This window comes from Robertmurraya korlensis NBRC 107688 (assembly GCF_001591645.1).
Classification (GTDB): Bacteria; Bacillota; Bacilli; order Bacillales; family Cytobacillaceae; genus Robertmurraya_A.
On sequence record NZ_BCVH01000011.1, the window covers coordinates 63075 to 77958 of the forward strand.

At 36.4% G+C, this 14884-nt stretch carries 10 protein-coding genes and 1 riboswitch; of the genes, 6 read left to right on the top strand and 4 right to left on the bottom strand.

Annotated elements, in window-relative coordinates:
* Positions 1 to 52 precede the first annotated feature (52 nt).
* Both BKO01S_RS25040 and BKO01S_RS25045 read right to left on the bottom strand, forming a co-directional pair.
* Positions 53 to 184 carry a hypothetical protein gene (locus tag BKO01S_RS25040; RefSeq protein WP_269748530.1) on the bottom strand — a complete coding sequence of 44 codons (132 nt, stop codon included), beginning with the start codon at positions 182 to 184 and terminating at the stop codon, positions 53 to 55.
* A 562-nt stretch (positions 185 to 746) separates the two neighbouring features.
* Entirely contained in the window at positions 747 to 878 is a 132-nt protein-coding gene (locus tag BKO01S_RS25045; protein ID WP_269748531.1) for a hypothetical protein, read from the bottom strand.
* Between the two features lie 22 nt (positions 879 to 900).
* Positions 901 to 991, bottom strand: a riboswitch (cyclic di-GMP riboswitch).
* Positions 992 to 1229: 238 nt separating this feature from the next.
* Between BKO01S_RS25045 and BKO01S_RS15190 the strand changes: the two genes are divergently transcribed.
* A complete protein-coding gene (locus BKO01S_RS15190; RefSeq protein ID WP_066055752.1) occupies positions 1230 to 3374 on the top strand; it encodes an N-acetylmuramoyl-L-alanine amidase in 2145 nt (714 codons plus the stop codon).
* Between the two features lie 51 nt (positions 3375 to 3425).
* On the opposite strand, the gene tagU (BKO01S_RS15195) is transcribed toward BKO01S_RS15190, so the two are convergent.
* The gene (gene tagU, locus BKO01S_RS15195; protein ID WP_066055755.1) at positions 3426 to 4352 is read right to left on the bottom strand and encodes a polyisoprenyl-teichoic acid--peptidoglycan teichoic acid transferase TagU; all 927 of its coding nucleotides are present in this window, start codon (positions 4350 to 4352) and stop codon (positions 3426 to 3428) included.
* 221 nt (positions 4353 to 4573) lie between these two features.
* Here tagU (BKO01S_RS15195) and galU point away from each other — a divergent pair, with 221 nt between their 5' ends.
* A complete protein-coding gene (gene galU, locus BKO01S_RS15200) occupies positions 4574 to 5458 on the top strand; it encodes a UTP--glucose-1-phosphate uridylyltransferase GalU (RefSeq protein WP_066055758.1) in 885 nt (294 codons plus the stop codon).
* Positions 5459 to 5626: 168 nt separating this feature from the next.
* Positions 5627 to 9364 (top strand): PA14 domain-containing protein, encoded by a 3738-nt coding sequence (locus tag BKO01S_RS15205; protein WP_066055761.1) that lies wholly within the window; start codon positions 5627 to 5629, stop codon positions 9362 to 9364.
* Positions 9365 to 9414: 50 nt separating this feature from the next.
* Here the strand turns inward: BKO01S_RS15205 and tagU (BKO01S_RS15210) are convergent, their stop codons facing one another.
* Positions 9415 to 10341 (bottom strand): polyisoprenyl-teichoic acid--peptidoglycan teichoic acid transferase TagU, encoded by a 927-nt coding sequence (gene tagU, locus BKO01S_RS15210; RefSeq protein WP_066055764.1) that lies wholly within the window; start codon positions 10339 to 10341, stop codon positions 9415 to 9417.
* 253 nt (positions 10342 to 10594) lie between these two features.
* Here tagU (BKO01S_RS15210) and BKO01S_RS15215 point away from each other — a divergent pair, with 253 nt between their 5' ends.
* The 3 genes from BKO01S_RS15215 (at position 10595) to BKO01S_RS15225 (ending at position 14705) form a co-directional block, all read left to right on the top strand.
* On the top strand, positions 10595 to 12670 hold the full coding sequence (locus tag BKO01S_RS15215; protein WP_066055767.1) for an LTA synthase family protein: 2076 nt from the start codon (positions 10595 to 10597) through the stop codon (positions 12668 to 12670).
* A 35-nt stretch (positions 12671 to 12705) separates the two neighbouring features.
* Entirely contained in the window at positions 12706 to 13716 is a 1011-nt protein-coding gene (galE, locus tag BKO01S_RS15220; protein ID WP_066055770.1) for a UDP-glucose 4-epimerase GalE, read from the top strand.
* A gap of 332 nt (positions 13717 to 14048) precedes the next feature.
* Complete coding sequence (locus BKO01S_RS15225; RefSeq protein ID WP_066055774.1) at positions 14049 to 14705, top strand: exopolysaccharide biosynthesis polyprenyl glycosylphosphotransferase; 657 nt, start codon at positions 14049 to 14051, stop codon at positions 14703 to 14705.
* Positions 14706 to 14884 lie beyond the last annotated feature (179 nt).

Sequence of the window (14884 nt, forward strand, 5' to 3'; positions counted from 1 at the left end):
AGGAGAAGTAATCTACCTCAAATTTGGGTAGGCCTTCTCCTCTATTAATGAATTATAATTGGTTCGTTAGGATGGTTACAACGGCACTTAGTATCATTGTACCTAAAATTATGGATGCATAGAGGATTGCTTTATTTCTTTTTCTTCTAATCATCACTTCTTCTGGCGTTAAGAACTTTGACATATTTCCCATTTCTCCTTTGTATTTCATAGAAGCTAGTGTCACAAAAATTTTTAACTAGTCACTTTTAGTGCAACTTGACAATTGTATTTAGTAATTATATCGGACAAGATGAAAGAAAGTTAATAGGAGGATACTGGATGTGTCAAATAATGTCGAAATTATTGTTTAGTAGTTCCTTGAATTCGAGACATTAAAGGTATATCGTTATAATAGTAGATGGTTTACTTTTTCTAGAGATTGTGTAAAAATGTACAAACAGGAAATTGATCCTATACTTCTATGTAAATAACTGCTAGATGAACCAGGTGAGAAAGATGTTTTATGTAAATTTAGTTTTATCTGTAGCACTATTGCTTGCAGTCTTCAATGTCCATCTTGGGATAGTAATCGCAGTACATTGTCAAAATGTACTATATGGACTTTTAAATTGGAGTATGGCACTTATTTTACTAATAACGGCTATACAAAAAATGTGAACTTTCTTTACTACCTTAAACGAAAAATCCTATTTTAAAATAGAAGAAGCAGCCAAATAAGGCTGCTTCTCTTTATAATGTTAATATTATAGTTGGTTGGTTAGGATTGTTACAACGGCACTTAATAACATGGTACCCAGAATGATGGATGCGTAAAGAATTGCTTTATTTCGTTTCCTCTTTACCATCACTTCTTCAGGTGTTAAAAATTTTGACATGTACCCATTCTCCTTTAACGTTGATAGTAGCTGGCTGGCTTTATCAAATCCAATGATAGAGGCCCCTATAGCTTTGCGTGAATCACCTTTAGGTGATCTTGCCTTTTGTATCTAGTACTATTATCGTATAAAGATGACAAAAAGCCAATAGGAAATTCGGGGTATGTGTCAAAAAATGTCGAAAATTTTAAAATTGCTTTCTGCAAAGTAGGAAAATATTAATAGTAAATTTTTTACTATAATCATATATTATATGCTAGACTAACAGTATAAACATACAAGAGTGATAGGAGAAACTTTACCTATCACTCTTGTTATGCAAAAAATCACCAAATAGGGAGAAAAACCAACATGAGGAGTAAAGCATTATTTCTAATTGGGCTGTTATTGTTTAGCCTACTATTCCCTCTAAAAGTGGACATTGCTTATGCTCAAGAGAGTATAATTAAAGGAAACTTTGAAGAGGACTCTAGTTACTATTTAATTCATTACAATGGTGAAGAACAAAGTATAGAAGTCGCTGAAGGCGTGAATGTCACACTAAAAAATTGGGGTGATGAATCAAAGGCTTCGGTTGATGGTACCGTTCTTACTCAGGTGGATTCAGCAACAAAGGATATTACAATGGAAGTTAGTGATTCCTTAAATGAGTTAGTGTTGACAGAAAACAATAGGATTCATTATAGAATAGTGCCTTCTGACACTAGTAGAGTAGAAATAGTAAAACCTCTTAATTACGAGCAAGATGTAACTCTAGTTAGCAGTAACGAAAACCAAACAAGCGTTGAGGAAGTAACGACTATTGATGAATATAAAACAGTAATAGAAAAAACTACCGTTTATTATTTTAAGGATGCTAATGATCAAAAAGTAGAGATTTCTAAGGAAGAGTATGATGAGTTAAGTCAAGTAACAGTTGATCTTACAGATACTAACGATATGCAATTAATTCAGGATGGACCAACCAATGAGGAGATATTATTTAGTACCTCATCGGCTACCTCTGTAAGTTATTCTACCCATGTCCAAGATATAGGTTGGCAAGCACCTGTTGCTAATGGTGGACTATCAGGTACAATGGGACAAAGCAAACGCTTAGAGGCTATAAAAATTTCTCTTTCAAATACACCATATAGCGGAGGAATCTCTTACAAGACCCATGTAGAAAGTAACGGTTGGTTAGGAAATGTATCAAATGGTGGGGTTAGTGGCACAACAGGTCAAGGTAAGAGAATTGAAGCTATACAAGTAAGTTTAACTGGTGATATGGCAAATTATTATGATGTTTATTACCGTGTTCACGCCCAAGACTATGGCTGGCTTGGTTGGGCTAAAAATGGGATGTCTGCAGGGACAGAAGGTCTCTCTAAACGGTTGGAAGCTATACAGATTGTTCTAGTTGTAAAAGGTGGAGCAGCTCCTGGATCAACAGAAAATACATTTAAAACGAATACCACTGTCGCTTATTCTACGCATGTTCAGGATTACGGTTGGATGAGTACAGTTAAAAATGGTGAATTGAGTGGTACAGAAGGGCAATCGAAGCGGTTAGAAGCCATTAAAATTCAGTTGCAGAATGCGCCTTTTAGTGGAGGGGTTACTTATACCACACATGTCCAAGATTTTGGCTGGCTAAGTAATGTATCGAATAATAGTATTTCGGGAACTTCTGGACAAGGTAAACGGATGGAAGCGATAAAGATTAGTTTAACCGGTGATATCGCAAATCATTATGATATTTATTACCGTGTTCATATTGAAAGCTATGGCTGGTTGGGTTGGGCTAAAAATGGGATGAAGGCTGGTTCAGAGGGGCTTTCTAAACGCTTAGAAGGAATTGAAATCAAGTTACTTCCAAAGGGACAAGGTCAATACGTCACTCAAAGTGGAGCTTTTAAGCAGCTGAAGCAAACCGTATTTTTAGACCCAGGACATGGTGGGAGTGACCCTGGTGCAGTTGCTGGTGGATATACAGAAGCTAATTTGAATTTGGCTGTTGCCAAAAAGGTGGAATCGTTATTAGTTTCACGTGGATATGTTGTTTATATGTCTCGTACAGGTAATACTGCTCTATCCTTGCTAGAACGTTCTCAAATGGCAAATAATTTAAATACGGATATTTTTATTAGTATCCACCATAACTCTTCAGTAGATAAATCAGCTAACGGCATCGAATCGTATTATTATGAATATAACCCCAATAACCCATCAAAGATTAATGGGGATATGCATAATAATCCAGACCGAGTTAATAAGAGCATAACACTTGCGGATTTGATTCAAGAAAATATGGTTGACTATACAGGTGCATATGATCGTGGAACTGATGGAAGTTCTTTTTCAGTGGTACGGGAATCCTCTATGCCTGCGACGTTACTAGAGCTTGGCTTTATTAGTAATGATGGAGAACGTCAAAAATTAGTTACAGACTCCTATCAAAGTATATTAGCAAGAGCAATTGCCGATGGAATTGATGAGTATTTTAGAATTTATTAAATTTGACATAAACAAAAGACAGTCTAGGAGTAGACTGTCTTTTGTTTTATATTAAAGCTCTAATTGTGTTTTGAGCTCATTCTGTACTCGAGCTTTCTCGTCGTCAGAAATAATTAGATAGTAGATCCCACTAATTTTAGTTCCTGAACCAGTTAGTTGTAGCTGCTCAATATTTTTGGCAGCATCCTTATAATTCTTTTGTATTTCGACCATTTCATTAAACGTTATATTCGTTTTAACATTTTTTCCTAATGCTCCAAAGATATCGTCAAACTTAGTCAACGAACTGAAGCTTGCCCCTTTATTAACAACGCCCTGAATCACTTGTCGTTGTCGTTGTTGACGTCCAAAATCACCTTGAGGATCTTCGTATCTCATTCGAACATAGGAGAGAGCTTTTTCCCCGTCTAGGTTTAATAGTCCCTCTGTAAATTGGTGACCGTCTTGTGAAAAACTAAAAGTACTATTAACACTGATGCCACCTACAGCATCTACTATATCCTGAAATCCTTCCATATTAACACGGACATAATAATCGATTGGAATATCAAGTAAATTCTCGACGGTAGCCATAGCCATTTCTTCTTGACCAAATGCATAGGCATGGTTAATTTTATCAACTGTTCCATGTCCAAAAATCTCAGTACGCGTATCACGAGGGATACTAAGCATTTTCACTGACTGTGTATTCGGGTTAACCGTTAATACAATCATCGTATCTGATCGGCCTCGATCTCCACTTCTTTCATCAACCCCAAGCATGAGGATAGAAAAAGGATCCTTTTGATCAAGGATGACTTCTTCTGTACGCTTTTCTGACTTTTCTCGTTCAATTGGTTGATGCATCGTGTCTACTGCAGCAGTCAATGAATGATATATAGAATAAACATAAGCACCAGCACCAATGAAAAGTAATGCAAAAATACTAAGAGTAACTCGTAACCAAACTCTTCTTTTCTTCGTTTTATTCGAACGCAATAGATTTACCTCCTAAAATACAAAAAGCGACTTTATCTCTTAGAATATCAGAAATTACGACAAATAAAAATATAAAAATTTGGAAGTTAAGTAGGGATTTTAGATTAATACTATAAGATGTTGAAAAATTTGGGGTATTCACTTGAAGCTTGTCTATTTTCCTTTAATATGGAATAATTTTATATATATAACTACTGACAATGTCTTAAAGGAGATCAAAAATGCAAAAAGTGAAAAAAGCTATCATTCCAGCGGCTGGCTTAGGTACTCGCTTTTTACCTGCTACGAAAGCACAACCAAAGGAAATGCTGCCAATTGTTGATAAGCCAACACTTCAATATATCATAGAGGAAGCCGTAGATTCAGGAATAGAAGAAATTCTTATTATTACAGGCCGTAATAAAAAGTCTATTGAAGATCACTTTGATAAATCAGTTGAGTTGGAATTAGAACTTGAGTCGAAAGGGAAGAAAGAGTTACTAGCACAGGTTCGACATATTTCTGAAATGGTTAATATTCATTTTATTCGGCAGAAAGAGCCAAAGGGTTTAGGACACGCGATCTATTGTGCAAAAAGCTTTATTGGGAATGAACCGTTCGCTGTTCTTCTAGGAGATGATATTGTTCATAGTGACAAGCCATGTTTGAAGCAGATGATTGAGACGTATGAAGAGTATAAAACAACTATCCTTGGAGTCCAAGAGGTAGCACCTGAGGATGTTGATAAGTACGGAATCATTGAAGGTAAGCATATTGAAGATCGCGTATATAAGGTAAAGGGACTTGTAGAAAAACCTTCTATTGGTGATGCACCTTCCAACGTTGCTATCTTGGGAAGATATATCATTAATCCAGCTATATTTGGTATACTAGAGAACACAGAGCCTGGTAAAGGTGGAGAGATTCAGTTAACGGATGCCCTTAAAGAACTCGCTCAAAAGGAGGCAGTATATGCCTATAACTTTGAAGGTCGTCGCTATGATGTGGGAGATAAATTAGGTTTCTTACAGGCAACCGTTGAATACGCCCTACGGAGAGAGGATTTAAGACAAGATTTCCTCGATTATTTAGTGAAAATAACTGAAAGTGAAAAGGTTTCTAATTAGCATAATCAGCCCACCCTTCGAAAGGTGGGTTATTGTTTTTTAGAGAAAAAAATAAATAACATATATAGGACTTTAGATAGAAAACTACCAAATAAAGCTTGTTGAAAGAAAGGGTATTCTATCATATAGTTTGAATATAATATGATAATTTTTATGGGGGTATACGAATTGAAACATAATCCTTTAATGATCTTATTTCTATTACTCTCAATTTCTTTTATAACAAATAATGATGTGGCAAAGGCAGCTGATTTTGAAAATATAAGAGTAATAGTTTTGTTCCAAGGTAAAGTTAATAATGAAGTTATTTATCAGGCGAAAGGGATAGTAATTGACGAAATAAAAGGGCTGAATGCTGTTGTCGCTGAAATCCCAACATCAGCATTGAAAACTATACAATTTAATCCAATTGTAAAACTAATTGAAGTTGATCAAGTGCTTGAGGTTGGTGTGCAAAGGGAAGGTTGGGGGATATTAAAGATTAATGCCCCAAATGCATGGACCTCAAGTATTACTGGAAAGGGAATAAAAGTAGCTGTTCTTGATTCAGGAATATCCCCTCATGAGGACCTGCAGGTAGCGGGGGGAGTTTCATTTGTTTCCTATACATCATCTTACTATGACGATAATGGGCACGGCACACATGTAGCAGGTGTTATCGGAGCTAAAAGAAACAGCATCGGTGTAGTAGGTGTAGCACCCGATGCAAGTATCTATTCCGTGAAAGTGATGGATCAAAACGGTGAGGGGTACTTATCAGACTTGATTGCAGGGGTTGACTGGGCGATTTCAAATAAAATGGATATTATTAATCTAAGTATTAGCTCACCAAATGGTTCTTACTTATTAAAGCAGAGTGTGGACAAGGCTTATAATAGCGGACTGTTGGTTGTTGCGGCTGCTGGTAACAATGGGAAAAGTGACGGCTCTGGAGATACGGTTGAATACCCAGCAAAATATAGTTCTGTAATCGCTGTTTCTGCAACAGATAGTAACGACAAAAGAGGTTCTTTTTCTGCAACGGGAGATACAGTAGAAGTAGCGGCTCCTGGGGTTAGTATTTTAAGTACGTATCCAACTAATATGTATGTAACTATGAGTGGAACGTCTATGGCTACTCCTTTTGTTGCTGGGAACCTAGCTTTGCTTAAACAAGTGTATCCTAGCTATACGAATCAACAATTACGAGAATTACTACAAACGACTGTTAAAGACATTGGTGTAAGTGGTAGAGATGCTTTTTATGGTTATGGATTAATACAATCACCAGCCGTTAAAGGATGGAATGTGGAATATTTTTCAAACCAAATATCATTAGGGAAAGAAGTCTATTATTCTAATGATATTAATAAGGATTGGGGTTTGGCATCTCCTAATTCCCAGGTGCCGGCTGATTATTTCACGGCGCGGTTCACGAAAAGCCTTTTCTTCAAATCAGGTCTCTATAAATTTGAAGGAAATGCTGATGATTCAATAAAAGTTTCAATAGATGGTCAAGAGGTAGCGAATTTCACAGGTACAAGCAATAGTACAAAGTTAGTGGAAGTTAGTGAAGGAGAGCATGTTCTTACGGTAGAATATACAGAGCAAACCGGTCCAGCAAAACTTTTCTTTACTTTTAACAAACTCCCTTTATTTACTTCAACAGCTAGGGATGTGAACGTAAATTGGGGCTGGGGGTCACCGGGCAATTCTATTCCGTCTGATTATTTTACTTGGACATTTGACCAATCAGGTAGCTATCAAGCTGGAGACTATTTCGTGCAGGCTCTGGCGGATGACGGTGTTAGAGTAGAGATTGATGGGACTAGGGTGATTGATCAATGGACTGATTACAATGGGAAGATGAATAGGTTTTTATGGACAAATATATCAGCAGGAAATCATTCAGTAAAGACTCATTACTACGAACATGTGGCAAGTGCAGGAATCCAATCCAATGTCGTTCCCTTTGACTCGTGGATTGCTTATTATTATCCAAACCGTACTCTCTCTGGTTTCCCAGTAGCAGCAAAAGTAATTCAACCGGTTGGTACCAATAAAAAATTATCAGAGTACTATACAGGAAGTCCAGCTCCTGGTATTGGTAATGACCAATTTTCAGCAAGATTTACCACAGCAAAAAGAATTACAGAAGGAGACTACATTCTCCGCACCAAAGCAGATGATGGCGTTCGCGTGTATGTTGATGGTCATTTAGTTCTGGATCGTTGGACAACAATTGGTGAAGAGGCAATAAAGCTTCATATCACTAATAATCAAAATAGCAAGCCGGGAGAAGAAAATGTTCACTGGATTGAGGTTGAGTACCATGATGTGGCTAGTGTAGGTTATGTAGATGTGGGAATTGAACCTTATGATAGTGCTTATCAAAATACTTGGGTTGGAGAATTCTATCCCAATACTAACTTTGAGGGAACTCCTGTTGTAATCGGAGGAGTGGGAGCTAGTTCAAAGTTAACAAATCTCAACTTTAACTGGGGTTGGAACGGTTCGCCTCATCCAGCTATACCTGCAGATCGATTCACGGCCCGTTTCTTAAAGAAGGACAATTTGGACATGGGTAAATATTTATTTAAAGTAGAAGCCGATGATGCAGCACGTGTATATCTAGATAATCAATTAATCCTTGATACATGGCCAGGGTCAACGCAAAGACTGACTCAAAAGTTCGTAGATGTAACTGCGGGAGAACATTCGATAGTGGTTGAGTATATGGAAGATGTTGCTCTAGCAAAGCTGTCCTTTGGTTACCAGAAGTACACGGTAATGCCAACAAAGATAGGTAAAGAAGTTCGGTATAACTGGGGTTGGGGTAGTCCGGGTAATGGTATACCTAGTGATTACTTCACAGGGATCTTTGACCAATCAGGATCATATGCGAGTGGTGATTACTTCGTTCAGACCTTTGCTGATGATGGTGTGAAAGTTGAGATTAACGGTAATAACCTTATTGATCGATGGACTGATTATACAGGTGGAATAGAACGTGCTTTATGGTTAGGGGTACCTGGTGGAAATCAGACTGTGAAGACACACTATATTGAAAATGTTGCAAGTGCAGGAGTGTTTTCTGATATTGTTCCATTCAATTCTTGGTTAACCTATTATTATCCAAACATGAAGTTATCAGGAATGCCTGTTGCATCTAAAGTGATTACTCCTTCAGGGAATTCCGGCGCACTGTCTGAATACTTTGCCGGGAGCCCTGCAAGCGGTATTGGAAATGACTATTTTTCAGCAAGATACACAACAGCTAGACGGATATCTTCTGGTGACTATATCTTGAGAACTAAGGTTGATGATGGAGTTCGAGTGTATGTTGATGGCAAATTAGTTCTTGATCGATGGGGGAAACTAGGAGAAGAGGCCATCAAACTCTCTATTGCTGACCATGTGAATGTCCCTGCGGGAGAAAGGGATATTCACTGGATTGAGGTAGAATATAGGGAAGAAGTGTCAGTAGGGTATATTGATGTAACGTTAGAGCCATTTGAAAAAGAAATTCAGAGCTCATGGGTAGCTGAGTATTATTCGAATAATACATTCAGTGGAATACCGTATGTAGTAGGTGGAATTGGATCTTTTAAAAAGTTATCGGAAGTAAAGTTTGATTGGGGCTGGGCAGGATCACCACATCCATCTATTCCAGCCGATCACTTTACAGCAAGGTTTACCAAGCTAGAAAAAATGGAAACTGGTAAATACATGTTCACTGTTCAAGCTGATGATGCAGCGCGCGTGTTCTTGAACAAGGAGCTAATACTCGATACATGGCCTGGAACTAGTGAAAAGAGGAATCAAGTAATCTTGGATATCTCTTCAGGTGATCACTTAATTGAGGTTCAATATTTGGAGGAAGTCGCATTAGCAAAACTGGACTTTAAAGTAGAAATAGTTAAATGATAAAAAAGAGGAATCTTAGTTTAAAGCCTAAAGATTCCTCTTTTCTTTTATTAAATTTCTAAGTGTGATTTTAACAGATCCTGTACTTTTACTTTTTCTTCTTGTGGGACAACAAGGTAATAGATTCCATCAATGGTTGACCCTGTACCCGTCAATTGGATTTGTTCGATATTCTTGGCCGCATCTTTATAATTCTTTTGAATTTCGACCATTTCGTCAAAGGTCATACTCGTCTTAACATTATTACCAAGAGCGGAGAAAATACTATCGAAATTGGTTAACGAGTTGAAGCTTGCACCTTGGTCAATAACCCCTTTAATTACTTGACGTTGCCTTTGTTGACGGCCAAAGTCACCACTTGGGTCTTGTTTCCTCATTCTTACGTAGGCAAGTGCTTCTTCTCCATCTAAGGTGATTTGTCCCTGATTAAACTGGTGTCCTTCTTCTGAAAAGCTAAAAGCGTTATCAACACTAATTCCACCTACAGCGTTAACAATGTCCTCAAAGCCTTCCATGTTAACCTTCACAACATAATCAATTGGGATATCAAGGAAGTTTTCTACTGTTGCCATTGCCATTTCTTCTTTTCCGAATGCATACGCATGATTAATCTTGTCAGTTGTTCCACGCCCAACTATTTCGGTTCTTGTATCTCTTGGAATACTTAACATTTTAATAGAGTTTAGGTTAGGGTTAACCGTTAATACAATCATTGTGTCAGAGCGTCCTCTATCACCTTCACGCTCATCAACACCGAGCATTAGAATAGAGAAAGGTTGCTTCTTTTCTAGAGTAACTTCTTCTGCCCGCTTATCAGACTTATCTCTATCAATCGGTGAATGCATTGAATCTAATGCAGATGTTAGCGAATTATAGACCGTAAACGCATAGGCACCAACACCTAAAATAATTACTAAAAGGGTAGTGAGAAGTATCTTTACCCAACGCTTTTTTTTCTTTTTTCTTTCGGATCTCAAGGTCTATACCTCCTACAAAATGACAAATATCGACTTAACCTATATAGAATAACAGAAAAGATATAAGATTTATATAAGATTTTATGGGGGATTAGTGAAATTCAACGGAATTTTTTGGAACTGTCCGCAAGAGTCCTTCCTCGATAAACTACTTAATATTTTTATAAATTCCAGGGAGACTTTACATTACTTTATTTATTCTTAACAAAAGTTTAAAATGAAAGGGCAATCACCGTTTTAAAGGAGGGGTGGAATGAATAGACAACAAGTCCAAAACACAACCTTGTTAATTACATATAATGCTTATTTTGCATTGTTGTTCTTATTCATCATTAAACTTACCAGAAATAATTTTAGTATTGATAACCTGATTACTTGGTTTCAAACAGATACGAAAAAGTTGCTTATATATTTCTTAGTGTTATTCGGATTATCTTTAGCAACGTACAAACTTCAGATTAAAGGCCATCAATCACTGAGAAGGAAATATCCTTGGATTTCTATTGTGGGAAATTACTTTACTTTATTATATGTATCTGTATTGACCGCATTTATTATCAACTATTTTTTTCAATACTTTCAGTGGCTTCGGGATCCGGTATTGACAACTAGATGGATTACTGAAAACACAAGGCAATTTGTTGCAGGAGTATTGTACTTGCAAATTTTATTTATCCTAGCATGGTCTATTATAGGAAATGTATATATTAGTGCATTGATTACAAGTGTTAGCTTATTATTAATGGGCTTCGTTCATTATAATAAGTTGAACCTACGAACAGAGCCATTATACCCAATGGATTTTTTACAGGTAGGTCATTTAAAAGAGGTAATACCAATGGTCTCTGAATATCTGTCCATAGGTTCAATCCTTTTGTTCCTCTTATTTATTATCATATTTGTGTTGTTGATTATGATTTTACCTAGAACAAAGACGAACATATGGGTTAGAGTACTTCTATTTGTGTCCTCAGTATACCTGTTGTATTCATATACCTTTTTTCCAAAAACCTTTATGAAGAAATTTGCGGATTTTTCCAATATTGCTATTGTACAATGGAGTCAGATTTCCAATTATGAAGAGAATGGTTTTTTATTTGGCTTTCTATCCAACCTTTTTAATGACGGGTTTGAAAAACCAGCGGATTACTCAAAAGCAAATGTATTAGAAGTGGCTAATAAGTATTTAGATAAAACAGAGTCGAAGGGTACCATTACAAACGATTCAATAAAGCCCAATATTATTTATTTAATGAGTGAAGCCTTTTGGGATCCAACAAAGTTGGAAAATGTGTCATTTAGCGGGGATCCAATGGTTCATTTACGTCGATTATCACAAAAGTATACATCCGGACAAACCTTGTCTCCTGTATTTGGTGGTGCTACAGCTAATGTAGAGTTTGAAGCGTTAACGGGTATTACGACATCTTTTTTGAAGATAGGTTCCATTCCCTTCCAAGAATTTGTTGATAATAAAGAGTTTATTCCAACGATTGTTAGTGATTTGGAGAATAAGGGATACCAATCCTTGGCCATACACCCTTACAATCGCGTGTTTTATAAAAGAAATAGAGTCTATAATACATTTGGCATTGATCTCTTTTTAGACCAGGAAACCATGCAGAATAAGGGAAGAACTCCTGGAGGGGTCATTTCAGACGAGTCATTAACCTATGAATTATTAGAAAGTATTAAAAATGAAGAAAACCCTCTATTTATTCATGCGGTATCCATGCAAAATCATATGCCTTATAACCTAGGAGCATATGAAAAAAATGAAATTCAGGTAAGTGGCCTGAAGGAAGAATCAAATACATTACTAGAGGTCTATACAGAAGGAATTAGAAGGACAGATGAATCTTTACAACTCTTGGTTAATGAGCTTGAAGAAATAGGTGAGCCAACAATAGTGGTTTTCTGGGGAGATCATCTGCCTGTATTAGGGGCGAATTTAGGTATTTATAAAGAAGCAAAATTTGATGATGAGGATCAAAAGGTGAATGATGTAAAATATTACGAAACTCCACTTCTCATTTATTCAAATTTCGATGTGCCTTCAAAAGAACTGGATACGGTTAGTCCGTTTTTCTTTGGACCGATTGTGTACGAAATGGCAGGAATGGAAAAGCCTCCTTTTTACAATTTGCTGGACCAAATAAGAAATGAATTCTTCGCAATTAAAGGAGATATAAAACTTAAAGAGGATAGGCAGTTTGTAACGGAACTTACGAAGGAACAAGAACAATTACTTGAAGATTACAGGCTTATTGCATATGATTTACTGTTAGGAAAACAATATAGTTTATCGCTAATGTATAATGAAAAATGATCGGATTGTGTTTCTAGAAGGGGGAACTCATTTTAATGGCTATATTAGTAACTGGTGGTGCAGGTTACATAGGTACTCATACATGTGTTGAGTTATTAAATAACGGTATAGAGATTATCGTTGTAGACAATTTATCTAACAGTAAGATAGAGGCGGTTAATCGAGTGGAGACAATTACGGGGAAATCCGTAAAGTTCTACAAGGCAGATATCTTGGACAGATATGAACTTACTAGGATCTTTACTGAAAATGAGATTGAGGCTGTAATACACTTTGCTGGTCTAAAGGCAGTGGGAGAATCGGTAGAAATTCCGCTTCATTATTATATGAACAATATCTCTGGGACATTAATTCTTTGTGATGTGATGAAAGAATTTGGTGTGAAGAAAATAGTATTTAGTTCTTCTGCAACCGTCTATGGGTACCCAGAAACAGTTCCAATTAATGAGAACTTCCCACTAGATGCAACAAATCCATATGGACGCAGTAAACTTATGCTTGAACAAATTCTTGAAGATCTTTATATATCTGATAACGAATGGAGTATTTCTTTACTTCGATATTTTAACCCAGTAGGGGCCCATAATAGTGGTCTTATTGGTGAAGATCCAAATGGTATCCCCAATAATTTAATGCCCTATATAACTCAAGTAGCCGTCGGAAAGCTTGAGAAGCTTAAAGTATTTGGTAATGACTACCCTACCATTGATGGTACAGGAGTTAGAGATTATATACATGTAGTTGACCTAGCTATAGGACACTTAAAAGCATTAAAGAAAACCTCCGAAGAAACAGGAGTTTTTACTTATAATTTAGGTACTGGTACGGGGTATTCCGTACTTGAGGTTGTACGTGCGTTTGAGAATGCCTCAAAAAGAGAGGTACCTTATGAAATAGTGGCTAGAAGAGCAGGGGATGTAGCTATATGTTATGCTGATCCTCAAAAAGCTAAGGATGAATTGGGTTGGAGTGCAACAAGAGGAATTATTGATATGTGTGAAGATTCCTGGAGATGGCAAATGAATAATCCAGAAGGTTTGGAATGATAATGACTGAGATAGATGGCATAAACGGGCCATCTATTTTTTTTGGTGAAGAAAATAATTTGAGCGTACATATGGTATATGTTGTAATAGTTGCATATTTATATAGGGTTGCAATTTTTTAGAGAGAATTATATATTTATAGTTGTTGTGAACATAAATGTAAATAAATACAAAAAAAAGTATAGATGAGCATACATTTCGGCATTATTTTATGTTAGAATACAAAAAGAGTGTCGTATACAATATTTTTTGTCGAAAAAACATAGGTCTTTAGGTTTGAGACTTTAGTAGTTTAATATAGATAATAATAGCTTTGTAAAGGAGTGTTTTATTTGGCAGTTAAGCAATTGGTACAAGAACAAGTTGTTCACCAAACTAAACCACAATACAATGTATATAGTGAGACGGCAAATGCTTTCCTTTTTATAAAAAGATTTATTGATTTGATTTCTGCAATCGTTGGGTTAGTTTTTGCAGCTCCTATTATTGTGATTTTTGGTATTTTAATTAAACTTGAGACACCGGGTCCTATTTTTTTTGTTCAAGAAAGAGTGGGGCATAAAGGTAAAATTTTCAATGTAATTAAGCTTAGATCCATGGGGATTGATGCCGAAAAAAATGGTGCACAATGGGCGAGTAAGAATGACCCTCGGGTTACGAAAATCGGTGCGTTTATTAGAAAGACAAGAATTGATGAACTTCCTCAATTTATAAATGTAATAAAGGGTGAAATGAGTCTAATTGGTCCTAGACCGGAAAGACCAATTTTTACTGAGCAGTTTAACCGTGAAATACCTGGTTTTGAAGATAGACTACAAGTTAAGCCAGGATTAACAGGGTGGGCACAAGTAAACGGTGGATATGATATCTCACCAAAGGAAAAACTAGAACTAGATCGGTATTATATAAAGAATATGCGTGGTTCTTTAGATGTAGTCATTGTTTTAAAAACAGTTAAAGTCTGCCTAACTGGTAGCGGTGCGAGATAAAAAGTAAATTCTCTCTCATGAGTATTTTACTAACTCAGTCAAGCTATTAAATAGTCAAGGGAGAGATTAAAATAGCTTCGAACAGTAAATGGGTAATGGCCCTTCAAATACTAACCTATATTTCGTTTTCTGTGAGTCTGTTTGCAATGACAAGACAGTACCCTTTTCCGGAATTATCT

Excerpts from the sequence above, each read along its gene's own strand:
- BKO01S_RS25045 (WP_269748531.1), bottom strand. The coding sequence starts at position 878 with ATGTCAAAATTTTTAACACCTGAAGAAGTGATGGTAAAGAGGAAACGA.
- BKO01S_RS15215 (WP_066055767.1), top strand. The coding sequence starts at position 10,595 with ATGAATAGACAACAAGTCCAAAACACAACCTTGTTAATTACATATAAT.
- galU (WP_066055758.1), top strand. The coding sequence starts at position 4,574 with ATGCAAAAAGTGAAAAAAGCTATCATTCCAGCGGCTGGCTTAGGTACT.
- BKO01S_RS25040 (WP_269748530.1), bottom strand. The coding sequence starts at position 184 with ATGTCAAAGTTCTTAACGCCAGAAGAAGTGATGATTAGAAGAAAAAGA.
- BKO01S_RS15190 (WP_066055752.1), top strand. The coding sequence starts at position 1,230 with ATGAGGAGTAAAGCATTATTTCTAATTGGGCTGTTATTGTTTAGCCTA.
- galE (WP_066055770.1), top strand. The coding sequence starts at position 12,706 with ATGGCTATATTAGTAACTGGTGGTGCAGGTTACATAGGTACTCATACA.